Consider the following 23,604-nt stretch of genomic DNA (forward strand, 5'->3'; position numbering starts at 1 on the left):
CAGTACAAGGATCACCATGACAGCATTCCAACGTCCCAGCGGCCGCGCCGTTTCCCAATTGCGCGAGGTGCGCCTGACGCGCGGCTACACCAAGCACGCCGAGGGTTCCGTGCTGATCGAGTTCGGCGACACCCGCGTGCTGTGCACCGCCAGCATCGAGGAGAAGGTGCCCGGCTTCCTGAAGGGCCGGGGCCAGGGCTGGCTGACCGCCGAGTATGGCATGCTGCCGCGCTCGACCCACACCCGCATGGACCGCGAGGCGGCCAAGGGCAAGCAATCCGGCCGCACCCAGGAGATCCAGCGCCTGATCGGCCGCGCGCTGCGCGCCGCCTTCGACCTGGAAGCCTTCGGCGAGCGCACGCTGCACCTGGACTGCGACGTGCTGCAGGCCGATGGCGGCACCCGCACCGCAGCCATCACCGGCGCCATGGTGGCGGCCTACGACGCCTTCTCGGTGCTGAAGTCGCGCGGCCTGGTCGAGGCCATCCCGGTCAAGCATTTCGTGGCGGCGATCTCGGTGGGCGTGTACCGCGGCGTGCCGGTGCTGGACCTGGATTACCTGGAAGACTCCGACTGCGACACCGACATGAACGTGGTCATGACCGATGCCGGCCATTTCGTCGAAGTGCAAGGCACCGCGGAAGGCGCCGCGTTCGACCGCGCCGCCCTCAACAGCCTGCTGGATCTGGCGCAGCAGGGCATCGCTACCCTCAACACCCTGCAGAAGCAGGCGCTGGGCCTGTAACAGGCGATCCGGCCAGCCGAGGCAGTCAACGAACAGATAGCAAAGAAGCAAGCATGGATACCAAGCAAAAGATCGTCATGGCGTCGAACAACGCCGGCAAGCTCAAGGAGTTCGCCAGCCTCTTGGGCGGCATCGGCCTGGATGTGCGCCCGCAGGGCGAATTCAACGTGCCGGAGGCCGAAGAGCCCTTCGGCACCTTCGTCGAGAACGCGCTGACCAAGGCGCGCCACGCCGCCCGCCTGACCGGCCTGCCGGCGCTGGCGGACGACTCCGGGGTCTGCGTCAACGCGCTGGGCGGCGCGCCCGGCGTGTATTCGGCGCGCTACGCCGGCGAGCCGAAGTCGGACGCCGCCAACAACGCCAAGCTGATTGCGGACCTGGCCGCGCATGCCGACAAGTCGGCGTATTACTACTGCGTGCTGGTCTACGTGCGCCATGCCGACGATCCGCAACCGGTGATCGCCGATGGCGTCTGGAAGGGCGAGATGGTGGCCGAGGCGCGCGGCGAGGGCGGTTTCGGCTACGACCCGTATTTCCTGTTGCCCGCGCTGGGCAAGACCGCCGCCGAGCTCAGCGCGGCCGAGAAGAACGCCGTGTCGCACCGCGGCCAGGCTTTGCGCGCACTGGTAGAGAAACTGAAATGATCCCGATCAAACCGGTCGCGGCCACCGTGCCGGCCGCGCAGGCAACGTCCGGCCCGGCCCAGGCGGCGCTGGCCTTCCTCAAGCCGGGCAGCCTGCAGCTGACGGCCTTGCCGCCGCTGTCGCTGTACGTGCATTTCCCCTGGTGCGTGCGCAAATGCCCGTATTGCGATTTCAATTCGCATGAAGTCAAGGGCAGCTTCCCCGAGCAGGACTACCTGGATGCGCTGCGCGTGGACCTGGAAATGGCGTTGCCGCTGATCTGGGGCCGCAAGATCACCACCATCTTCATCGGCGGCGGCACGCCCAGCCTGCTGTCGGCGGCCGGGCTGGACCGCCTGCTGTCGGACCTGCGCACCTTGCTGCCCTTCGACAGCGATATCGAGATCACGATGGAGGCCAATCCCGGCACCTTCGAGGCCGAGAAATTCCGTTCCTACCGCGACAGCGGCATCAACCGCCTGTCGATCGGGATCCAGAGTTTCAACGCGCGCCACCTGGAGGCGCTGGGCCGGATCCACGACGGCGACCAGGCGTTGAGGGCGGTCGAGATCGCCCAGGCCAATTTCGACAATTTCAACCTCGACCTGATGTACGCCTTGCCGCAGCAGACGCTGGCCGAGGCGCGCGCCGACATCGCCACTGCGCTCTCGTTCGCGCCGCCGCACCTGTCGCTGTATCACCTGACGCTGGAGCCGAACACGCTGTTCGCCAGGTTCCCGCCGGCGGTACCCGACGAGGACGCCAGCGCCGACATGCAAGACCTGATCGCCGAGATGACCGCCGGCGCCGGCTACGCCAACTACGAAGTCTCGGCCTACGCCCAGCCCAAGCGCCGCGCCAGGCACAACCTGAACTACTGGCAGTTCGGCGACTACCTCGGCATCGGCGCCGGCGCGCATTCCAAGCTGTCCTTCCCGCACCGCATCGTGCGGCAGATGCGTTACAAGCATCCGCAGAGCTACCTGGAAAAGACCCGGGCCGGCGCGCCGATCCAGGAAGAATCCGAAATCGGCCGCGATGCGCTGGGCTTTGAATTCATGCTCAACGCGCTGCGCCTGACCGAGGGCTTTTCGCCCAACCTGTTTGCCGAACGCACCGGCATGGGCCTGAACCAGATAGAGAAACAACTGAACCTGGCCGAGCAGAAGGGGATGTTGTACCGCGATCACGCTTTGATCCGGCCGACCGAGCTGGGACGCCGTTTTCTTAACGATTTGCAAGAAATTTTCCTGTTGAGCTAAAGCTCGCTTGCAAGTGATTTTTTATCAGGTATATTTAGAAAAATTTGAATTTAATTAAGTATTCTGCTGGGAAACTTCTTATCAGTTTTTCATCATGATCGAACGCCTCAGACAACAATAAAAAGGGGCGTCAACGATAAAAATATATGGCTGTCCAGGATAAAAGCGTTCCTTTTCCTCTCGTGTTTTTACAGCCAGTCGCCGACGTTCACCACGTATGGACTGCGCTGTCGCTGCACATCTCTCCCATCGACGAGGATGGCAGCGTCTTGCTATCCCGACTTTTCAACGAGTTCGGCCTGCAGGACGCGCTGGGAGGGCTGACCTGCATCATCCCGGTGCGGGATCCGGCCGTTTTCGCGCCCGAGTTCAACAATCCCATCCAGCCGGGCCAGGTCGCGTTGCGCGTGCCGGTCGAGCACTGCGTCGACCCGGGCAAGATCGATGCGCTGGACTGGCTCTACAGCCGCGGCTTCGCCATCATCGCCGACGGCTTGCCGGCGCCGGGCGCCAAGGTGTTTCCCTTCGTCGAATCGCTGGCCCTGGACGCCAGCGTGGGCAGCTTGCCGGAAGCCGTGCAGTGGCTGCATCGCCTGCGCGGCCCGCACCTGGTGGAAAACGTCGGCGACGCCATCCAGTTCGACCTGTGCCGCGCGGAGGGCTTCCGCTGGTTCTCGGGCGACTACGCCTTGCACCCGGACAGCCGCCTGTCGCAAAAGAATTCGATTTCCCGCGCCCGCCTGCTCAAGCTGCTTGAACTGGTGGCGCGCGACGCCAATGCCGGCGACCTGGAGTCGCTGCTCAAGCAGGATCCTGCCTTGTCCTACCAGCTCTTCAAGCTGGTCAGTTCGGCCGCCTTCGGCTTCTCGGCGCACATCACCAATTTCACCCAGGCCATCAACCTGCTGGGCCGCCGCCAGCTGCAACGCTGGCTGCAGCTGCTGCTGTATGCGCGTTTCCCCGGCGACGAATCGGCCAATCCCTTGCTGCCGCGCGCCGCGGCGCGCGCGGCCATGATGGAAGCGATGGCCCAGCGCGTCGAGTGCACCGAGGAAGAGCTGGACCGCGCGTTCATCACCGGCATGTTCTCGCTGCTCGACGTGCTCCTGGGCATGCCGCTCAACGACATCATCGAACCGCTCAAGCTGCCGGTGGACATCGTCAACGCCCTGACCACGCGCACCGGCCGCCTGGGCAAGCTGCTCGACGTGGTGGAGCGCTCCGAGTACGGCCGCATTCCCTTGCGCCACACCGATCTTGAGGCCGCCGGCCTCGACGGCCGGGTGTATTGCGAATGCCTCATGCAGGCCTTCAACTGGGCAACCAGAGTCAGCACAGAGGCTTGAATTCGATGATTTCCTCTGTCGGCACCGATGATCTGGCATGTTGCTCGGCACTGCTGGACGCGATGCAAAACCTGCATGGCATGGCGCTGCATACGGCGCTGGGCGGCATTGCCACGGGCTTCCTCAAGCGCCCCGGCGGACGCTATGTAAGCGGTCCCGCGCCTGAAGGCGCCGGCCTGCTGCAGCCGGTGGCGCATGAGGGCGAGCAATTCGGGCATTTCGTTTTCCCGGAACTCAATCGTCCCTATACCCAACCCGAGCGCGATCGCCTGGCCATGCTCGCCGCCTTTGCCGGCCGGCTGATGCAGCGTCGCGCCGAGACCGAGAAGCGCGCCCGCGCGCTGGACCAGATCGAGGCCAAGCTGGAGCAGCAGGCGCAGATCCTCAACCAGATGCACGAGTCGGTGATCACGATGGACGCCGCCGGCTTCATCACCAGCTGGAACCGCGGCGCCGAACAGCTGTTCGGCTACACCGCGCTGGAAGCGATCGGCCGCAACGTGCTGTTCCTCTATGAGAACGAGGACGAAGAGGACACGCTGGCCGGCATGTTCCTGGAGCAGGGCGGGCGCGAGATGGAGGTGCGCCGCCGCAAGAAATCCGGCGAGACCTTCTGGGCCAGCCTGTCGCTGTCGGTCATGCGCGACCAGCACGGCAACCCCATCGGCCTGATCGGCTACATCAACGACATCACCGAACGCAAGAACGCCGAGAAGCTGATCCACCACCTGGCGTACTACGATTCGCTCACCGGCCTGCCCAACCGCACGCTGCTCACGCGCACCGTCGACCAGGCGCTGCTGGAAGCGCAGCAGGGCAGCATGCACGGCTGCGTGATGTTCATCGACCTGAACCGTTTCAAGCCCATCAACGACACCCTGGGCCACGTGGCCGGCGACATGCTGCTGGTGGAGGTGGCGATCCGCCTGCGCCGCGCGCTGCGCGACCAGGACGTGGTGGCGCGCCTGGGCGCCGACGAGTTCGCCGTGGCGCTGTTCGACATCGACAAGGACTACCATCCCGGCTTCGTGGCGCAAAAACTGCTGTCGCTGTTCGACGAGCCGTTCTTCATCGACGGCCACGAGCTGCGCGTGGGCGCCAGCATCGGCGTGAGCATGTATCCGGAAGACGCCGGCGACACCGAAACCCTGCTGCGCCTGGCCGACATCGCCATGTACCGCGCCAAGCGGGGCGGCGAGAACAACGAAGGCGGCTACGCGTACTACAGCGAAGAGATGAACCGCAACACGCTGGACCTGCTGCGCATCGAAACCGGTCTGCTGCACGCCTTCGAATACAACGAACTGCTGCTGTACTACCAGCCCAAGGTCGACATGCTCACCGGCGCCATCACCGGCGCCGAGGCCCTGGTGCGCTGGCAGCATCCCGAGCGCGGCCTGCTGCTGCCGGGCGAGTTCATTCCCATCGCCGAAGAGACCGGCCTGATCGTGCAACTGAGCGACTGGGTGCTGGATGCGGTGTGCCGCCAGGCGCGCGCCTGGAAGGAAGCCGGCCTGGCGCCGATCCGCATCGCGCTCAACGTCACCGCGCGCGAATTCACGCGCTCGCTGCCGGACCGCATCCGCGCCGCGCTGAGCCGGCATCTGCTCAGCGGCGACTGGCTGGAGCTTGAGATCACCGAGAGCATGCTGATGCACAGCACCGACCGCGTGATCTCCATCATGGAAAAGATCTGCAGCCTGGGCATCACGATCTCGCTGGACGATTTCGGCACCGGTTATTCCAGCCTGTCCTACTTGAAGCGCTTCCCGATCAATACCCTCAAGATCGACCGCTCCTTCACCATGGGCATCCCGGACGACACCAACGACTGCGCCATCGCCAGCGCCATCATCGGCATCGCCAAGCAGCTGCGCCACAAGGTGATCGCCGAGGGGGTGGAGACCGAGAAGCAGTTCAGTTTCCTCAAGGACGCCGGCTGCAACGAGCTGCAAGGCTATATCTTCTCGCGCCCGGTGCCGGCCGCCGATTTCCACGCCATGCTGATGGACGGCCGCAGGCTGGTCATCGCCGGCGAGCATCCGCTGCTGCCGCTGGACGACGTCGGCCAGATGCCAAGCACCAGCGGGATGGGATGATGCCAATGCCTGGGGCCTGAAGTCCCAGCGGAAAAAAAGCGGCCTCGCAGGGCTAATGCCGTTCAGTTAAGCGCGATGCTCCCTATGCGCCTCCGTTCGGGCTGAGTAGGTTCCCAGGACCGTATCGAAGCCTGTTTACCAAGGGCATCGCCCTAAGCTGCCCTTCGATACGCCGCTACGCGGCTGCTCAGGGCAAACGGAGCTTCACTTCCAACAACCAAAAAATAATGCCGTTCAGTGCTTAACTGAACGGCATTAGTCTCGCAGGGGCGCTTTTTTGTGCGCTTGCCGCCGATCAGTCGTTGGGGCCGGCCACGATGGCGCCTTCGATGCCCTGGCGCGCCAGCGAGGCGGCCACGAATCCGGAGGCCTTCATGTCTTCCACGAAGGCGGCCAGGTAGGCGGCGGCCTGTGCGCCGCGCCGCGTCGGCACGCCCATGGCCTGGCGGATCACCATGAAGCGCTGGCCGAGGATGCGCAGGCCGCCGGCCTTCTGGGCATCGTGCTCCAGCTGCTGCTTGACGCCGGCAGCGACGTCGAGCTTCTGGTCGATGAAGGCCTGCACCACCGCCGGCGAGGTCGGCACGCGCACCAGCGTGGCGTGCTTCAATTCGCGGCTGAGGAACAGGTCATAGGCGCTGCCCAGGCCGACGGCCACCGTGGTGCCGACGCGGTCCACCTGCTCGTTGCCGGTCACCGGCGAATCCTGGCGCACCGCATAGAAGCCTTCGATCAGCACGTAAGGACGGGTGAAGCTGATCTCCTGCGCGCGCTTGGGATCGATGGCGAAGAAGCCGATGTCGGCCTTGTCCTGCTCGATGTTCTCCACCGAATTGCCGGCCGACTTCACGACCACCAGTTGCAGCGGCACGCCCAGGCGCCTGGCCAGCTCGCGCGAGAGATCGACCGAGACGCCGACAGCTTCGCCGGTCTTGGCATCGAGATTGGCCAGTACCGGATTGCCGAGATTGATCGAGGCGCGCAGCGTGCCGGAAGGCGCGAAGGCGGAGACGATGGCCGCGCTTGGCGCGGCGGCTTGTGCTTGGGCGGATGAGGACATGGCGGATACCGATGTGAGCAAGGTGAGGGTGAGCAGGCTCTTGTCGAGGATGGCGGCGATTTTCATTCTTGTCTGTCTCCGGGGAGGCGGTTTGGATGAGGCATGGAGAGCATAGCCGAGTTGGCCGATATGCGCGCGGCGCCGCGGAAACGAAACAGCCCGCGAGGGCGGGCTGTGCGTTTGCTGGCGTCGGCTTGCGGGTGGCGCTCAGCCGGTATCCTTGATCTTCTGCGCATTGAGCTCGCGCTCCAGCTGCAGGATGTAGCGCTGGATGCTGGCCAGCACGGCGCGCGGCGTCTCCACGAATTCGCAGCCGAAATGATGCAGGAACCGCTCGTTCTGCAGCTCCTCCTTCCTGCTGGAGCAGACCTTCAGCCGAACCGGGACCTGGACCGCCACGCCGAGCTCGAGCTTGCAGTCGTTGTAGGTGACGTCGGTCGCCAGCGGCATGCAAGCGCTGTTGTCGGTGATGCCGATGCCGCCCGCGCTGATGTTGTGGACCGAGGCCCAGACGATGTTGAACTGGCCGTCGGCGCCGGTGAAGCTGATCTTGCAGCGCAGCGAGGCCGCCGCCGGAACCGCGATGCGGAAGAATTCGCGGCGCTGGATGCGCACCAGGCTTTCGGGGATGCTCACCTTGAGCGCCAGGAAGTGCTCGACCTGGGTGCGCTGGACCTTGCCCGAGAACTTGATCAGGGCATTGTGCGGATTGGCGGCGAAGACGATATCGCCGCCCTCGACGATCGCCTTGTTCAGGTCGGGATCGGGAGCGGCCTTGAGGAACATCGCATCCTCATCCATGTGCAGGATCGAGGTCGGCACCTCGTTCTCGATATCCATGTCCTTGAGCAGCATGGTCAGGCGAAGGTTGTCCTTCATCATCGCGCTGAGCAGCGCAATGATTTCCCTTCGGGACGACACCTGGTATCTCGCGTCCTGCAGTTCGAATTCGTTATTATCCATTTGGAAAGAACCGCTTATTTCTATGTGATAAAGAATTAAGTTGCCGTTGCCAAGAGCGTCCCGTAAGCCGCAGGCGAGAGGGCCGGAACGACCGAATGATACTCCATTTTCCATGTGGCAATAACGAAAAAGCGCCCCTCCGGACGCTTTCTATTTGTGCTGCTGATGAGCTTGCTCAAACACGGTCGCAGGCGCCCCGGCCGATGCCGGCGCCGCCGTCACTGCTGGGCGCGCATCGCCTCCGGCTCCTGTTCCTGGCGCGCCTCGGCCAGCATCCAGATGGTGATCTTGCGCACCTCCAGCTTGCTCTGCGTGATGTGCGCGCGCAGCAGGATCTGCGCCTCGGTGGCGCGGCGCTTGGCCACCAGCTGCAGGATCTTGGCATGCTCCTCGTAGGTGGCTTCGATGCGCTTCTTCTTCAGGAAATCGAGGCGGCGCACGATGCGGATCTTTTCGGTGACCTCGGTGTGCACCCGGGTCATCTCCTCGTTGCCGGCGGCGGCCACCAGGTTGGTGTGGAAGGCCTCGTCGAACTCGGCGACCTTGACGGCGTCGGTCTCTCGCGCCTGCGGCGCGACCAGCCAGATCGCGTTGAGCGCCTTTAGCTCGGCGGGCGGTTCCGGCTGCTGGCACAGCTTGTCCAGCGCCGCCATCTCCAGCACGATGCGCAGGTCGTAGAGGTTGTCCAGGCGGTCGAAATCGATGGGGCGCACCTTCCAGCCGCGGCGGAAACCTACCTCCAGGTAACCTTCGCGCTGCAGCCTGAACAGCGCATCGCGCAGCGGCGTGCGCGACACGCCCTGGCGCTGCGCCATCTCGGTCTCGGTGAAGTTGTCGCCCGGCAGCAGGCGGAAACTGAAGATGTCGTCCTTGAGCCGGTTGTAGACCTGTTCGGCGAGCGGGTTGGCGACGGTGACGGTCATGGCTGGCCTGGATCGGGTTCGGTGGGGTGGCGCATGGGCTGGTATCGGGATCAGGCCATCAGGCTGACATGGGCGGCGACGATGCGCCAGCCTTCATCCATGCGCACCCAGGTTTGCATCTGGCGCCCGATCCGGTCCGAAGTGTGGTCGGTGAATTCGGTCGAGACCGTAGCATAGTCGGTGCCGAAGGTGGTGACAACGGTGCGATGCAGCTTGCGCGAGGCCGGCACCGGGGCGCAGGTCTTGCGGTACTGGCGGATCGTCTCGCCGCCCAGCAGCACCTCGGCCACGCCGTAGCGCACCGTTTGCGGGTCGTACCAGAACCAGCGGTCCAGCGTCGGGATGTCGTTGACGAGCAGCGCGTACTCGTAGTCGGCGAAGGCCTCCTCGACCTCGGCCACCACGTGCGGCAGGTTGATCGGCTTCATGGAGTTTCTCCTTGGGGTAGGGGCAGGGCGCGCTGCAGCGACGCCAGCGGCGCCTTCCAGCCGACGATGCCGCCCTGGGCCGTCAGCATGGCCAGCGTGGCCTCGTGGAACGCGGGGAAATAACTGGCGCAGGCGTCTTCCACCAGCAGGCACTCGTAGCCGCGGTCGTTGGCCTCGCGCATCGAGGTCTGCACGCATACCTCGGTGGTCACGCCGGCAAACAGCAGGTGGGTGATGCCGCGCGCCTGCAATTGCGCATGCAGGTCGGTGGCGTAGAAGGCGCCTTTGCCGGGCTTGTCGATGACGCTCTCGCCCGGCGCCGGCGCCAGCGCCGCCAGGATCTGGTTGCCCGGCTCGCCGCGCACCAGGATGCGGCCCATCGGTCCGGCGTCGCCGATGCCGAGGATGGGATTGCCGCGCAGGCGCTTGGCCGGCGGGCAGTCGGACAGGTCGGGCAGGTGCGATTCGCGCGTATGCGCCACCATCATGCCGGCGCCGCGCGCCAGCCGCAGCAGCGCCGCGACCGTCGGCACGATGGCCGCCAGCGGGCGCACGTCGTTGCCCAGCGCGCTGCCGAAGCCGCCTTCCTCGACGAAGTCGCGCTGCATGTCGATCACCAGCAGCGCGGTGGTGCGCGCATCGAAATCATAGGGATAGGGAAATGCATCGACGCTGCTCATGCGGCCTCCGCTTGTCGGGTCTGTTCATCGTGGCCGGCCATCCACCGGCCCAGGCTCGCGCGGTCGGCACCGCGCGCGGCGACGTCCTCGGCGGCATGCACGATGCGGCCCTCGGCCATCACCAGGATGCGGTCGGACAGTTCCAGCAGTTCGTCCAGGTCTTCGCTCACCAACAGCACGGCGGCGCCGCGTGCGCGCGCCTGCAGCAAGCGCGCATGGATGTCCGCCACCGAGGCGAAGTCCAGGCCGAACACCGGATTGGCCACGATCAGCACGTTCGCAGCATCGTCCCGCGCGGCGTCGCCCAGTTCGCGCGCCAGCACCGCGCGCTGCACATTGCCGCCGGAGAGCGTGCCGATGGCGCGCTCGGGCAGCGGCGGCCTGACGTTGAAGGCGGCGATCAGGTCCTGCGCCTGGCGCCGCATGGCGCCGCGGTCGACGCGCCAGCCGCCGCGCTTGAAGGGGGCGACGTCGAAATTGCGCAGCGCCATGTTCTCGGCCACGCTCATGCCCGGGATGCAGGCGTTGCGCAGCGGCTCCTCGGGCAGGGCGAACACGCGCAGGCGGCGCATCTCCTCGCGGCTGGCGCCATAGCCGGCGCCGTCCACCATGACGCTGCCCGAGAGCCGGCGGCGCTGGCCCAGCAGCGCTTCCACCAGTTCCTTCTGGCCGTTGCCGGAGATGCCGGCCAGACCGACGATCTCGCCGCGCCGCACGCGCAGCGACAGGTCGCGCACCGCCGCCACGCCCCGGTCGTTGTTGACGTTGAGTCCCTCGATGGCCAGCCCGTCCTGCGCATCGGCCGGCACCGCCGCGCGCGGCGCCGCGGCTTTCTCCTCGCGCGCCTGGCCCATCATCCAGTGCGCCAGCTCGGCCGGGTTGGTGTCGGCCACCCGGGCGCCGCCGACCAGCCGGCCGCGGCGCAACACGGTGACGTCGTCGGCATAGGCGGTGACTTCATGGAACTTGTGCGTGATCATCAGCACGCTGAGTTCCTGCTTGCGCGTCAGGGCGTGCATCAGGCCCAGCACTTCGTCGGCCTCCTGCGGGGTGAGCACCGAGGTCGGCTCGTCCAGGATCAGCAGGCGCCGGCGCAGGTAGAGCTGCTTGAGGATTTCCAGCTTCTGCTTCTCGCCGGCGGACAAGCCGCTCACCGCCCGGTCGGGCTCCAGCCTGAACGGCATCGCCGCCATGAACTCGCGCAGCGCGGCGCGTTCGTCCCGCCAGCGGATGCGCCACGGCAGGTCGCCGCGCGACAGCAGCAGGTTCTCGGCCACCGTCAGGCTGGGCGCCAGCGTGAAGTGCTGGTACACCATGCCGATGCCGAGCTGGTTGGGCACGCGCGCGCCGCGGATCTCGACCTCGCGGCGGTCGGCCATGACGATGCCCTGGTCGAGCGGGCTGTAGCCTACCAGCCCCTTGACCAGCGTGCTCTTGCCGGCGCCGTTCTCACCCAGCAGCGCATGGATGGTGCCGGCGCGTATCTTGAGCGACACCTCGTCCAGCGCGCGGAAGTCGCCGAAGGACTTGCCGGCGCCGATGATTTCCAGCTCGAGCGCGTGCATGGCCGTGTCTCCTTATGTTCCGATGACGTCGATCAGGGCGGCCGAATCCGACACCGCGCCGAACACGCCGCCCTGCATCTTGATCATCGACAGCGCCGCCAGGTGGTTGCCGTGATCGGTGGCGCCGCAGCAGTCGGCCAGCATCACGCACTCGAAGCCGCGGTCGTTGGCCTCGCGCATGGTGGTGTGCACGCAGACGTCGGTGGTGATGCCGGTCAGCACGATGTTGCGGATGCCACGCGTGTGCAGCACCAGCTCAAGGTCGGTGGCGCAGAACGAACCCTTGCCCGGCTTGTCGATGACGACCTCGCCGGCGGCCGGGGCCAGCTCGGGAATGATTTCCCAGCCCGGTTCGCCGCGCACCAGGATCTTGCCGCAAGGGGCGGCGTCGCCGATGCCCACGCCGTTGGCGCCGATCCGGCGCGAGCGCCAGCGCTTGTTGGCCGGCAGGTCGGAGAGGTCGGGGCGGTGCCCTTCGCGGGTGTGGATGATGGTGTAGCCGCCGGCGCGCATGGCGCCCAGGACGCGCTTGATCGGCTCGATCGGCGCGCGCGTGAGCGACAGGTCGTAGCCCATCTTGTCGACGTAGCCGCCGATGCCGCAGAAGTCGGTCTGCATGTCGATCACGATGAGCGCGGTATTGGCCGGCGTGAGCGCGCCGTCGTAGGGCCAGGGGTAGGGTTCGGCGTGGATGAAGCGTTCGGACATGGGGTTCTCCTTGGTGGATTTATCGTGTCAGGCTCAGCTCGCCGGGCGCGCTGGAGAGCGTGCGGTCGGGACGGCAGGTGAGGATCATGATCAGCAAGGTCAACGCGTAGGGGGCGGCGTTGAACAGGTAGTAGCCGGAGGTCACGCCGACGGCTTGCAGCGCCGGGCCCAGCGCGCCGGCGGCGCCGAACAGCAGGGCCGCCAGCAGGCAGCGCCAAGGCTGCCAGCGCGCGAAGATCACCAGCGCCACCGCCATCAGGCCCTGGCCGCTGGAGAGCCCTTCGTTCCAGCTGCCCGGGTAGTACAGCGAGAGATACGCGCCGCCCACCGCCGCCAGGAAACCGCCGGCCGCGGTGGCGGCGATGCGCGTGGCGTTGAGGCGATAGCCCAGCGCGCGGGCGGTCTCGGCATGGTCGCCCACCAGCCGCAGCGCCAGCCCCCAGCGCGTGGCCGACAAGCCCCATTGCAGCGCGGCCGCCAGCGCCACGCCGACGATGAACAGCGCATTGATCTGCAGCGCGTGGTGCAGTTGCGGGTTGCCGCTCCAGGCGCCGAAATCGATCGAGGGCAGCATCGGCGCCTGCGGTTGGATGAACGGCTTGCCGAGGAAGAAGGCCAGGCCGGTGCCCAGCAGCATCAGCGCGATGCCGAAGGCGATGTCGTTGACCCGCGGCAGCGAACACACCAGGCCGTGCAGCGTGCCCAGCAGCAGGCCCGAGCCGCCGGCTGCCAGCACGCCCAGCCAGGCCGAGCCGGTGAAGAAGGCGGCGGCGTAGCCGGTCATGGCGCCGCATACCAGGATACCTTCCAGCCCCAGGTTCACGCGGCCGCCTTTCTCGGTCAGGCATTCGCCCAGGCTGACGAACAGGAACGGCGTGCCGACACGGATTGCGCCGGCGAACAGGGCCAGCAGCAGGGTGGCGTAGTCGAAGTCATGCATGGCCGGGTTCCTTGGCGGGGTTGACGCTGACGGGCGGCCGGGCTTGCAGCTGCCAGCGCAGCTTCACGGCGGCGAGGCGGCCGGTGACGGCCTCCCACGCCAGCAGGTTGCAAAACAGCAGGCCTTGCAGCACTAGGGTGGTGGCGTCGGGCAGGTCGAGGCGGCGTTGCAGCAGGCTGCCGCTGGCTTCCACGCCGCCGATCACCAACGCGCAGACGATGATGGCCAGCGGGTTCTGGCGCGCCGCAAAGGCCACCAGGATGCCGGAGAAACCGTAGCCCGCCAGCAGCGCGCTGGTGGCGCTGCCTTGCACGGCGCTGACCTCGAACATCCCGGCCAGGCCCGCCGCGGCGCCGCCCAGGGCGCAGGCGAGCAGCACCAGCCGGTTCACCGGCAAGCCGACCAGGCGCGCGGTGCGCACGTTGCCGCCAGCGATGCCCATGGCGAAGCCGGTCACGCTATGGCGCAGGAAGACCCAGGCCGCGACGCAGGCCAGCGCGCCCCACACCAGGCCCCAATGCACGTCCAGCCAGGGCATGGAGCCGACCAGGTAAGGCTCGGGCAGCGGCAGGGTCGAGGGCTTATTGAGACTGGCCGGATCGCGCAGCGGGCCTTCGACCAGGTGCTTGAACAGCGCCACCGCCAGGTAGGACAGCAGCAGGCTGGAGATCGTCTCGTTGACGCCGCGCCACTGGCGCAGCCCGCCGCACAGGGCGATCCACAGGCCGCCGGCGACCATCGCGGCGGCCGCCATGAGCGCCAGCATGAGCGCCGAGGGCAGGCCCGGGGCCAGTTGCGGCATCATCGCCGCCGCCAGCCCGCCCAGCGCCAGCGCGCCTTCGCCGCCGATCACGATCAAGGCCACGCGCGCCGGCAGCGCCACGCACAGCGCCGTCAGCAGCAGGGGCGCGGCGCGCTGCAAGGTGTTCTGCCAGGCGAACATGGAGCCGAACGCGCCCTGGTAGATCAGCAGGCAGGCTTCGCCGGCCGGCCGTCCTTGCAGCAGCAGGAACAGCACGAACAGCAACAGCGTGCCGGCCAGCGCGAATAGCGTGGGCAGCGCCGGCGCGGCGGCGTTGAAGAGGGCGGCGCGCAGCTTCAGGTGCGGCGGCGCGGCGATTGCGGTGTGCTCGGCGGCCGGTGCGGCGGCCGGTGCGGGAACGGATGTCATGGCGATATCCCGTGCGAGGAAATCGGGGCGGCGCGGTCGGCCGCGCCGCGTCTGGCGGTGCGGATCAAACCTGGCCGACGACGCCGGCTACCAGGTAGTTCATCTTCTCCAGCGCCACGTCGGTCTGGACCTGGGTAGTGCCGGCGGCGATCACGGTATTGCCCTTGTTGTCCTTGATCGGACCCTTGAAGATCTGGAACTTCCCGGCCAGCATCTGCGCCTTGATGTCATCCGCCTTCTTCTTCGCCGCCGCGCTGACGGAGGCGCCGTAGGGCGACATCTTCACGAAGTTGTCCTTCAGGCCGCCGCGCAGGAAGTTGATCATCGGCTTGCCTTCCAGCGTGGCCTTGACGATCTCGGTGTAGGGCGTGGCCCAGTTCCATTCGGCGCCGGTGAGGTAGCCCTTGGGCGCCAGCGCCGCCTGGCTGGCGTGGTAGCCGGTGGTCATGATGCCGCGCTTCTCGGCCGTCTCGACGATCACCTTGGGGCCGTCCACGTGGCAGGTGATGACGTCGCAGCCTTGGTCGATCAGGCTGTTGGCGGCTTCGGCCTCCTTGACCGGCAGCGACCAGTCGCCGGTGAAGATGACGTGGGTGGTGATGGCCGGATCGACCGACTGCGCTCCCAGCGTGAAGGCGTTGATGTTGCGCAGCACCTGCGGGATGGGCTTGGCGGCGATGAAGGCCAGCTTCTTGCTCTTGCTCATATGGCCGGCGACGACGCCGGAAAGGTATTCGCACTCTTCGATGTAGCCGAAGAAGCTGCCCACGTTCATCGGGTGCTTGCCGGCGGTCCACAGGCCGCCGCAATGGGCGATGCGCACCTTGGGATATTTTTCGGCGATCTTCAGCACGTGCGGTTCGAAATAGCCGAAGGACGTGGGGAAGATCAGTTGCGCGCCGTCCTGCTGGATCATGGCCTCCATGGTCTTTTGCACCGCCACGGTCTCGGGCACCTTCTCTTCCTCGATCACTTTCACGCCCGGCAGCTTCTTGATGATGGCGGCGGCCTGCGCATGGGACTGGTTGTAGCCGAAGTCATCGCGCGCGCCGACGTAGATGAATCCCACGGTCAGCGGGCCTGCCGCCAGCAGGTCCAGCGGCAAGGCGGCGCCCAGTGCGGCGGCGCCGGACAGTTTCAGGAAATCGCGGCGGTTCTTCATGTTGTTGTGCTCCAATGAGGACGTGCGTGGTGGTTGAAAGGGATCAATCGGGCCCGGGATCAGGACAGCGCCAGCGTGCCCGGCGCCTGCATGCGGGCCGGCTTGCGGACCTCGCGCTGGAAGATTTCCATGGACAGCTTCTTGGCCGAGATGAAGCCCGGCTGCGACAGCGTCTCCACCGTGCGCGGGCGCGGATCGTCGTAGCGCAGGATGTCGGCCACGGCGGTGGGGCGCTTGGTCAGCAGCAGGATTTCATCGGCCAGGTAGACGGCCTCCTCCAGGTCGTGCGAGACCAGCACCATGGTGGTGCCGGTCTGCATGAAGACTTCCTGCAGCTTCTCGCGGATGAACAGCGTCATCTCGAAATCCAGCGCCGAGAACGGTTCGTCCAGGAACAGCACCTCCGGCCCCGGCGCCAGCGCGCGCATGATGGAGGCGGTCTGTTGCTGGCCGCCGGACAACTCGTAGGGATAGCGCATCAGGTCGAACTTGACGTCGAAGGACGCCACCAGCTCGTCCACGCGGCGCTTGATCTCGGCCTTGGATTTGCCTTCCAGCTTGAGCGGGTAGGCGATGTTGTCGATGGTGCGCAGCCACGGGAACATGGCGTCGCGGTAGTTCTGGAAGACGTAGCCGATCTTGGTGTCGGCCAGCGACTTGCCGTCGAACAGGATCTGCCCGGCGTCGACCGGGATCAGGCCGGCGATCATGTTGATCAGCGTGGATTTGCCGCAGCCGTTGGGGCCGAACACCGAGACGATCTTGTTCTTGGGGATGTCGAGGTCGAAGTCCTCGTACAGCGGCCAGCCGGCGAAGTGCTTGGTCAGGCCGCGGATGGTGATATGGGTGCCGGGCGGCCCGGGAACGAACGGGGTTTCCGGGGGCAACTCGACTTTGGGGCTGATCACGACGCTCATCTTCCGCTCCAGTGGACGATACGTTTTTCAATCACGATGAAGGCCACGTTGAGCACATAGCCCAGCGCGCCGGCAGAGAGAATGGCGGCGTACATCTCGCGCACGTTGAGGACCTGCTGGGCATCGATGATGCGGTGGCCCAGGCCGTTCTCGGATCCGATGAACATCTCGGCCACGATCACGATCACCAGCGCCATCGAGACCGCGCTGCGCAGGCCGACGAAGGTGGCTTGCAGGCTCTCCCACAGCAGCACGTCGCAGAAGATGCGCCAGCGCGAGGCGCCCATGACCTTGGCCGCCATCACACGCTGCTTGCGGGCGTTGAGCACGCCGTAGGCGCTGTTGAACAGCACGATCAGGAAGGCGCCGAAGGCGGCGATGGCCACCTTGTTGATGTCGGATACGCCGAAGATCAGCAGGAACAACGGGATCAGCGCAGAGGAGGGCGTGGAGCGGAAGAAGTCGATCAGGAACTCGACGCTGCGGTAAGCGCGCTCGTTGCTGCCCAGGAGCACGCCCAGCGGCACGCCGACCACGGCGGCGATGATGAAGGACTCCAGCGTGCGCGCCACCGTCACCGCGAAGTCCAGCAGCAGCGGGCCGCCGGCCAGGCCGTTGACCATGGTGATCAGCGTGGCGCCCGGCGGCGGCAGCAGGATGGCCTTGATCCAGCCGGCCCGCACCACCAGGTCCCACACCACGAACAGCGCGATCGGCCCGATGAAGGGTAGCAGCCTGCGCAGCGAAGGCAGGCCGCGTTTGACGGCAGGGCGGGCAGGCGCGCGCGCCTGCGGTTCTCTTGCGCGGCCCGCTTCGCGGGCGCCGGCGACGGTCTCGGTCATGATGGCCTCAGCCCTTGTAGATCAGGTTGTCCACCACGATGCGCTGCGAGAACACACCCTTCTCCACGAACAGGTCGTAGAACTTCTGGAAGTAGGCGATATCGCTGGGCTTGAACTCGTTGTAGAGCATGTAGGCCGCCAGCGGCACCTCATTGGTGAGCGAACCTTCGATGGCGGTATAGCCCTTGAGGTAGGTGCGCGCCTTGTCGGGATTGCTGCGCACCAGCTCGATGCCGCGCGCGTAGGCGGCGATGTATTTCTTCGCCTCGACCGGATGCTTCTTGATGAACTCGGTGGTCAGCGCGGCGGCGCCGCCATGCCATGGCGCCATCGGGTCGCCCAGGATGTACTTGGCGATCACGCCGGTTTCCAGCACGCGGGTGCTGTTGCTCATGCGGCCCACCGTGCCGGTCGGCTCCAGCGTGTAGCAGGCGTCGATCTGGCCGGCCGCCAGCGAAGCCACGTGCTGGCCGATGGGCAGTTCCACCACCGTGGCGCCGGTGGCGCCGGCGCGTTCCAGCACCGTCTTGGCCAGCGTCACGTTCTGGATGCCGGGGCCGGAGGCGACCTTCTTGCCCTTGAGCTCGGCGATCGATTTGATCGCGCTGTCCTTGGGCACCAGGAATTCATCGAGCACGTACTTGGCGTTGCTGGGGTTGGTGGCGAAGATCTTGAACAGGCCCGGCTGGGCGATCTCGCCGATGGCCAGGTTGCCCGCGCCGGTGCCGTTGGCCGAACCGTCGGCGCGGCCGGAGAGCATGGCCTCCATCACTTGCTGGGCGCCGGCGAATTTCAGGGCCTGCACCTCCAGCCCGGCTTCCTTGAAATAGCCCGCTTCCACCGCGGCGTAGAACGGCAGGCCGGCCGCCACCGGCCAGTAGCCGATGCGGATCGGCACGCTTTGCGCACGCAGGATGGCCGGCGCGCCGGCGATGGCCGCGGTGGCGACGACCGCGCCGGTCTTGGCGATGAAGCTGCGGCGGGAAGGATTCGCAGTGTGCGGGGGACTTGCTTCAGAAATCTTTTTCATTGCCGGCTCCGTGGTGAGGGGTCAGGGGTGATGCGATGCTGCAAAAAAAGGTTCAGGCGCGCGCCGCCAGGTAGGCCGCCCAGCCGCCGTGATGGGTGATGTCCGTGGCGCCGGCGATGCCGGCCGGCTCGCAGATGAAGCCCTTGACGCTGCTGCCGTCGGCCAGCTCCACCGTGCCGATGCCCAGCGGCGCCGGAATGGCGGCGACGAATCCGCCGAACTGGCGCAGCGGCATTTCCCACACTTCCACCGCGATGGCCGCGCCGTCGCCGACGGAGGTGCGCGCCAGCCCCGGCTTGGGTGGCGTGGTGTCGGCCAGGGCGTACAGGCGGTACTGCGCGGCCGTGCGGGTGACGGCCACGCGGCGTGCGCCGGCCTCCAGCAATTGCCAGTTCAGCGGCTGGCCGGAGAGATGGGCGCCGACCACGCAGACCGCGATCGTGGTCTCGTTGAAAGGCAGCGGCGCGGTCGCGATGTCGTCGGCCTGCGCGGCACCGCCCAGGAGCAATTGAAATTGCGCGCCGGCTTCGGCCAGCCGGTGGTCGGAACCGGCCGGCCCGATCAACGTCACGCCGGCCGGCAGGCCGTCGTCGCGCCAGAGGCCGGGAATGGCCAGGGCCGCCATATCCATCAGGTTGACGAAGTTGGTGTAGTAGCCCAGCTGCGAATTGCGCGCCACCGGATCGGCCTCGACCTCGGCGATGGTGGGGAAGGTAGTGGTGGTAGGCACCAGCAGCAGGTCGCTGCCTTCGAGCAGCGTCTCGGCTTCGCGCTTCAGGTCGGCCAGGCGGTATTGGGCGTTGAAGGCGTCGACGGCATCGTAGTTGTCGGCCTGGGCGGTGATCTGGCGCACCACCGGATCCATGTCCGCGGCGTGTTCGACAAAGAACTCGCCCAGCACGGCGCGGCGCTCGCCGACCCATGGCCCCTGGTACAGCAGCTGCGCCGCATCGGTGAAGGCCTCGAACGGGATCTTGGCAATGGCCACGCCTGGCATGGCGGCGATCCTGGCCAGCGTGCGCTCGTAGGCTTCCTGGGCCAGGGCGTCGCCGTAGAACTCCGGCTGCTCGGGCACGGTGATGCGATAGCCGCGGCGCTTCACGCCCAGCATCGGCGGCTTGCGCGAGTAGGAATCCGCATCGTCGTAACCGGCCGCGCTTTGCAGCACGCGCCAGGCGCCGGCGACGTCATGCGCGAAGATGGAGATGCAATCCAGCGTGCGGCAGGCCGGCAGCAAGCCTTGCCCGCTGATCAGGCCGCGCGTGGGTTTCAACCCGACCAGGTGATTGAAGGCCGCCGGCACGCGGCCGGAGCCGGCGGTGTCGGTGCCGAGTGAAAACAGCACCTGGCCCAGCGCCACGGCGACGGCGGAACCTGAGCTGGAACCGCCGGAGACATACTCCGGCTTGATCGAATTGCGCACCGCGCCGTAGGGCGAGCGCACGCCCACCAGGCCGGTGGCGAACTGGTCGAGATTGGTCTTGCCCACCAGCAGCGCGCCGGCCGCCTGCAGGCGCCGCACCACGGTGGCGCTGGCCGCGGCCACCGCGCTGAACTCAGGGCAGGCCCCGGTGGTGGGCATATCGGCCACGTCGATGTTGTCCTTCACGGCAAAGGGAATGCCGAACAGCGGCATGGCATCGAACACCGCCTCGCCCTTGATCTGCAACATCAGGTCGAGCGCCGCCGCCTGCTGCTTCAACTGCTTGGCCGGCACGCGGCTGATCCACACCTCATGGCGATCGGACGCCTCGATGCGCGAGAGCAGCTCGGCAACCGTCTTGCCGGGCGTGGCGGCGCCGCTGCGGTAATCGTCGAGCAGCGCCGAAATGGTGAGGCGATCAGGCGCCTGGGCGGGTTCGTGGCGGAGAGGCGAGGTGGTTGGCATGGTTATATTCAATCTTGAATACAAGAATGAATATCTTTAAGCAGGAGGCGTGCCAGCGTCCTTCTGGTTGTTGCTGGATCACGCTAATCCAGTCTGGTGGCGGCTTTGTGAGGGATGCTGTTTTTGGTAGTGCCGCCGCAGACGTGCGCGTGCGGCGTAAAGTGGGGCGGGTGTGCGCTGTTTTGGGCGTGGGATGGCGCTGCTGCACAATAAAGAACCAGCCCTCTGGGGGGGCATGGTGGCGAATGTTGAGAACGGAAAAATCGTGCCGTCACCGTCGAGGCAGATTCCCGCTCACGATAGATCCGCGCCCGGTACAGCGGTCTTCCCAATTCCCGGTCGCAATCGGCTGCCACGGAACCTGCTCGGCTTCTCGTGCCTCGTTGATGTTCTGGATGTTGGTAGTCGAGAGCTAACTATATATATCGATTTTAGAGATTCTGGTTCGATCTCTTGGTTGCCCGCATACGCTTGGGGCTAGATGTCGCTAGCGATGGACCTGTTCTCGAAGCAAGCCTCAGGCTTTCCACATCCGTTTCCTTAACACCGAAAATTATGTCGATCAGTTATGCGCATGATCTCAGCATATTTGTCCGCTCCCAATAATTCTCTTGATAGTGGAGTGATATGGGTTTGAAAGCTATTGGAATTGAAGGGCCATGGTCAAATTTCGTGAACAACGAACTGCCTTGAAACAGATTTCCTGAACTTTAGAGACTGAAATATAGAAGTGGTATGACTGCCGAGCTGCCCTCAGCAAGCAATGAGGGAAAAATCTACATTCCTAATTTTGACCCAGCTATGGAGTGAACCCCTCTAGCTGGACCAAGGTTGATGGAGAAACTAAGCCGCTTGCCGAGCGAGTTGTGCTTCGAAATGGTTAGGTGATTGATAGCCCAGTGCAGAGTGCATGCGCCGCTCGTTGTAAATCTCTTCGATGAAGTATGGCAGTCTCGCCGCTACGTCGTCGAATTTCTCATAGCCGGCCAGATAAACCTCTTCGACCTTGAGCGTCTTCATGAAGCTCTCCGCCTGCGCGTTGTGATACGGATTGGCTGGCGCACTCATCGATCCTATCAGACCAAACTCCGCCAGAGCATCCCGGTACAAAGCGCTGGCATATTGGCACCCGCGATCCGTATGGTGAATGCAGGTGCCGGGCGCCGGCTTGCGAATTCTGTAGGCGGCCGCCAGTGCGGCCAGGGCCAAAGGCGTGTCGATCCGCTTGGATAAAGCGTAGCCGATTACCTTGCGGCTGCAAGCATCCAAAACAACGGCCAGGTAGATAAAGCCGGATGCTATTCGGATGTGGGTGATATCGGCAACCCAGACACGATCTGGCTCCGTTGGAATGATGTTCTGATAGAGATTAGGAAAGACGGCGACGTTAGTTTCAGAGCCGGCGACTGGCTTGAATCTGCGCCGATGGTGGCCGCACACCTGGTGCTCGCGCATGATCCTGGCTACGCGCTTGTGATTGACCACATGCCCGCGTGCCCTCAACTCCAACGTGATTCGACGATAGCCATAACCTGGAAAGACATCGTGGATGTCCTCTACCAGACGCGCCAGTTCAGTATCACCGAGTGCCAAAGTAGCCAGCTTAGACTGGTAATAATAGGTGCTACGTGGCAGATCGATCATTTGGCATCCTCGTCGGATGGAGCAGGCTTGGGGCCGCTGATAATCGATGAGTTCTCGTTGTTGCTGACGAGTCGTAGCCGTGGCGTTTTTTTAAGGAGATCCAGCTCCATCGTCAGCTGGCCGACCTTCCGTTCCAAAGCAGCAATATGGGCTTCATACTCTGCGACCGTTGTTGCAGCGGCGTCTTCCTGGTCCAGCTCGCCGCGATCAAACTACCCAAGCCACATCTGCATGAGATTCGCTGACAAGTTATGGGTCTTGAGCGCCTCTCGTCGCCCCACCTTTCCGCTGCGGATATCGCTGCAGATCTGTTCTTGAATTGCGGACTGTGCCGCCTATGGTGACCTCGTGATGCCATGATGTCGCTCCTCCTGAGAAGGCTCGACAAGCGTATCACTTCATCTCCATGCCCTGGCCCAGCCCGAGGGGTTCACTCCAAAAGTGGGTTTTCAATGCAATTCAACAGTTCATGGCTAAATGCCTCCGCAAAATTAAGAGATTTGTTTTCTGGGTTTTAAGCAGGGTGACTGCATCACATGGAGCGGCAATTAGAACGGCCACCTTGGTTCGCGTTGTCAGCTGTTTGACCACCTAAAGTTTCGCAAGGCATATTCGGAAAATTGATGAGTCAGCTAGTTCGCTGCGCGATTTCTGGATATGGCTTTAGTAATAAATGAATAAAAAATTAACTATGTAAATTGATTTTTGAAAATATTGGTTACATCTATTTACAACTGAAATACAATTGCCGTTTGGAATATTTCCCATTTCACGGGATTTTTAAATGGGCGTGTATCCAACTCTTATTCGCAAAGTGAACCTAGCTGTTGAGGCCTTGGCTCCTTGGAGAGCAATTTGGTCGCCAACATGGCGAGTGCGGTGGTAGGTAGGAAAGCTATTAAATAGTGCGGTGGAGTGCTTATGCAGTTGTTTATAAAAAAAATATCAATTGTTAAATTGCTTTTGCTGACGGCATTTGTCTGTGCGCTGTTTGCCGGCAAGCCCTGGAAGGAGCTTTACCAAGCTGGTCCTCTCGAACAAGAGCTAGTTCGCGAGGGACCGTTCGAAGTCGAGACAATAAGGGGGAGAAACGCAGCGGTCAGATTTGTTCGCAAGGATGGCGATGGAAGAGGTTTTCTTGTCGCTTCTTATGCATTCAATCAAAGCGTGGATATTTTTTCGCTAATAGAAGAGCAGCGCAAAAAAGGTGTTGTGTACGCATATTTATGGACACACCACCACCAAGGCGGAGAAGTCACTGTGTGGCGTATTGATATCGACGATATAAACGTCTTGTCGTACGAAAAAGCAGAGAAAAATCTAAAGAAAGAGGCTTGGCTTTATAAGCTAAACAGGGTGGCGGCTGGTTTCTTTGCGCTAAGTTTATTGTTGAGCTTCATCCGATGGGGGGGGCTTACTCAAGGTCGGGGGAATCGTGGCCGGTAATATTCCATGGGGTTTAATCGCGCAGCAGCAAGCGGCGCGTACGGCCGCAATTCAAGCAAGCCAGTCGGGAGATGTTGCGGCAATATGGTCATCGTTTCTTACGATTACGGGACAAGGGAGCGGAATTTACAGCGCCGTTGGAGACGCGAAAGCCGCTTTTGG

21 protein-coding genes are annotated in these 23,604 nt (G+C 64.5%); 6 read left to right on the top strand and 15 right to left on the bottom strand.

Features of this window, described 5'->3' with window-relative positions; translation table 11 throughout:
• Positions 1-16: 16 nt before the first annotated feature.
• From rph to Herbaro_RS10110, 5 genes are all read left to right on the top strand, one after another.
• On the top strand, positions 17-745 hold the full coding sequence (rph, locus tag Herbaro_RS10090; protein WP_275013686.1) for a ribonuclease PH: 729 nt from the start codon (positions 17-19) through the stop codon (positions 743-745).
• Between the two features lie 53 nt (positions 746-798).
• Positions 799-1,389 (top strand): RdgB/HAM1 family non-canonical purine NTP pyrophosphatase, encoded by a 591-nt coding sequence (rdgB, locus tag Herbaro_RS10095; protein WP_275013687.1) that lies wholly within the window; start codon positions 799-801, stop codon positions 1,387-1,389.
• The gene (hemW, locus tag Herbaro_RS10100) at positions 1,386-2,630 is read left to right on the top strand and encodes a radical SAM family heme chaperone HemW (RefSeq protein WP_275013688.1); all 1,245 of its coding nucleotides are present in this window, start codon (positions 1,386-1,388) and stop codon (positions 2,628-2,630) included. The genes rdgB and hemW overlap by 4 nt, the downstream gene beginning before the upstream one ends.
• A 146-nt stretch (positions 2,631-2,776) precedes the next feature.
• The gene (locus Herbaro_RS10105) at positions 2,777-3,976 is read left to right on the top strand and encodes an EAL and HDOD domain-containing protein (RefSeq protein ID WP_275013689.1); all 1,200 of its coding nucleotides are present in this window, start codon (positions 2,777-2,779) and stop codon (positions 3,974-3,976) included.
• A 5-nt stretch (positions 3,977-3,981) separates the two neighbouring features.
• Complete coding sequence (locus Herbaro_RS10110; protein ID WP_275013690.1) at positions 3,982-6,075, top strand: putative bifunctional diguanylate cyclase/phosphodiesterase; 2,094 nt, start codon at positions 3,982-3,984, stop codon at positions 6,073-6,075.
• 295 nt (positions 6,076-6,370) lie between these two features.
• On the opposite strand, the gene Herbaro_RS10115 is transcribed toward Herbaro_RS10110, so the two are convergent.
• From Herbaro_RS10115 to Herbaro_RS10185, 15 genes are all read right to left on the bottom strand, one after another.
• A complete protein-coding gene (locus tag Herbaro_RS10115; RefSeq protein WP_275013998.1) occupies positions 6,371-7,135 on the bottom strand; it encodes an ABC transporter substrate-binding protein in 765 nt (254 codons plus the stop codon).
• Positions 7,136-7,342: 207 nt separating this feature from the next.
• Positions 7,343-8,098, bottom strand: coding sequence for a flagellar brake protein (locus tag Herbaro_RS10120; RefSeq protein WP_275013691.1), 756 nt, complete (start codon positions 8,096-8,098; stop codon positions 7,343-7,345).
• 218 nt (positions 8,099-8,316) lie between these two features.
• Positions 8,317-9,021 carry a GntR family transcriptional regulator gene (locus tag Herbaro_RS10125; protein WP_275013692.1) on the bottom strand — a complete coding sequence of 235 codons (705 nt, stop codon included), beginning with the start codon at positions 9,019-9,021 and terminating at the stop codon, positions 8,317-8,319.
• A gap of 50 nt (positions 9,022-9,071) precedes the next feature.
• On the bottom strand, positions 9,072-9,449 hold the full coding sequence (gene hpxZ / locus Herbaro_RS10130; protein ID WP_275013693.1) for an oxalurate catabolism protein HpxZ: 378 nt from the start codon (positions 9,447-9,449) through the stop codon (positions 9,072-9,074).
• On the bottom strand, positions 9,446-10,129 hold the full coding sequence (locus Herbaro_RS10135) for a cysteine hydrolase family protein (protein WP_275013694.1): 684 nt from the start codon (positions 10,127-10,129) through the stop codon (positions 9,446-9,448). The genes hpxZ and Herbaro_RS10135 overlap by 4 nt, the downstream gene beginning before the upstream one ends.
• Entirely contained in the window at positions 10,126-11,694 is a 1,569-nt protein-coding gene (locus tag Herbaro_RS10140) for an ABC transporter ATP-binding protein (RefSeq protein ID WP_275013695.1), read from the bottom strand. The genes Herbaro_RS10135 and Herbaro_RS10140 overlap by 4 nt, the downstream gene beginning before the upstream one ends.
• A 12-nt stretch (positions 11,695-11,706) precedes the next feature.
• Positions 11,707-12,402 (bottom strand): biuret amidohydrolase, encoded by a 696-nt coding sequence (gene biuH / locus Herbaro_RS10145; RefSeq protein ID WP_275013696.1) that lies wholly within the window; start codon positions 12,400-12,402, stop codon positions 11,707-11,709.
• Between the two features lie 19 nt (positions 12,403-12,421).
• Positions 12,422-13,342, bottom strand: coding sequence for an ABC transporter permease (locus tag Herbaro_RS10150; protein WP_275013697.1), 921 nt, complete (start codon positions 13,340-13,342; stop codon positions 12,422-12,424).
• Complete coding sequence (locus tag Herbaro_RS10155; protein ID WP_275013698.1) at positions 13,335-14,513, bottom strand: ABC transporter permease; 1,179 nt, start codon at positions 14,511-14,513, stop codon at positions 13,335-13,337. Before Herbaro_RS10155 ends, Herbaro_RS10150 begins: the two co-directional genes overlap by 8 nt.
• Positions 14,514-14,577: 64 nt before the next feature.
• A complete protein-coding gene (locus Herbaro_RS10160) occupies positions 14,578-15,675 on the bottom strand; it encodes a BMP family ABC transporter substrate-binding protein (protein ID WP_275013699.1) in 1,098 nt (365 codons plus the stop codon).
• 59 nt (positions 15,676-15,734) lie between these two features.
• Positions 15,735-16,592: an ABC transporter ATP-binding protein gene (locus Herbaro_RS10165; protein ID WP_275013700.1), complete on the bottom strand. Its 858-nt coding sequence runs from the start codon at positions 16,590-16,592 to the stop codon at positions 15,735-15,737.
• The gene (locus tag Herbaro_RS10170) at positions 16,589-17,434 is read right to left on the bottom strand and encodes an ABC transporter permease (RefSeq protein WP_275013701.1); all 846 of its coding nucleotides are present in this window, start codon (positions 17,432-17,434) and stop codon (positions 16,589-16,591) included. Before Herbaro_RS10170 ends, Herbaro_RS10165 begins: the two co-directional genes overlap by 4 nt.
• A gap of 7 nt (positions 17,435-17,441) precedes the next feature.
• A complete protein-coding gene (locus tag Herbaro_RS10175; RefSeq protein WP_275013702.1) occupies positions 17,442-18,464 on the bottom strand; it encodes an ABC transporter substrate-binding protein in 1,023 nt (340 codons plus the stop codon).
• Positions 18,465-18,516: 52 nt separating this feature from the next.
• Positions 18,517-20,352, bottom strand: a complete 1,836-nt coding sequence (gene atzF / locus Herbaro_RS10180) for an allophanate hydrolase (protein ID WP_275013703.1) — start codon at positions 20,350-20,352, stop codon at positions 18,517-18,519.
• A gap of 843 nt (positions 20,353-21,195) precedes the next feature.
• On the bottom strand, positions 21,196-22,044 hold the full coding sequence (locus tag Herbaro_RS10185; protein ID WP_342456510.1) for an IS3 family transposase: 849 nt from the start codon (positions 22,042-22,044) through the stop codon (positions 21,196-21,198).
• Between the two features lie 873 nt (positions 22,045-22,917).
• Here Herbaro_RS10185 and Herbaro_RS10190 point away from each other — a divergent pair.
• Positions 22,918-23,442: a hypothetical protein gene (locus Herbaro_RS10190; protein ID WP_275013704.1), complete on the top strand. Its 525-nt coding sequence runs from the start codon at positions 22,918-22,920 to the stop codon at positions 23,440-23,442.
• The last annotated feature ends 162 nt before the right edge of the window (positions 23,443-23,604 follow it).

The organism is Herbaspirillum sp. WKF16 (genome assembly GCF_028993615.1).
In the GTDB taxonomy this organism is placed as follows: Bacteria; Pseudomonadota; Gammaproteobacteria; order Burkholderiales; family Burkholderiaceae_D; genus Herbaspirillum.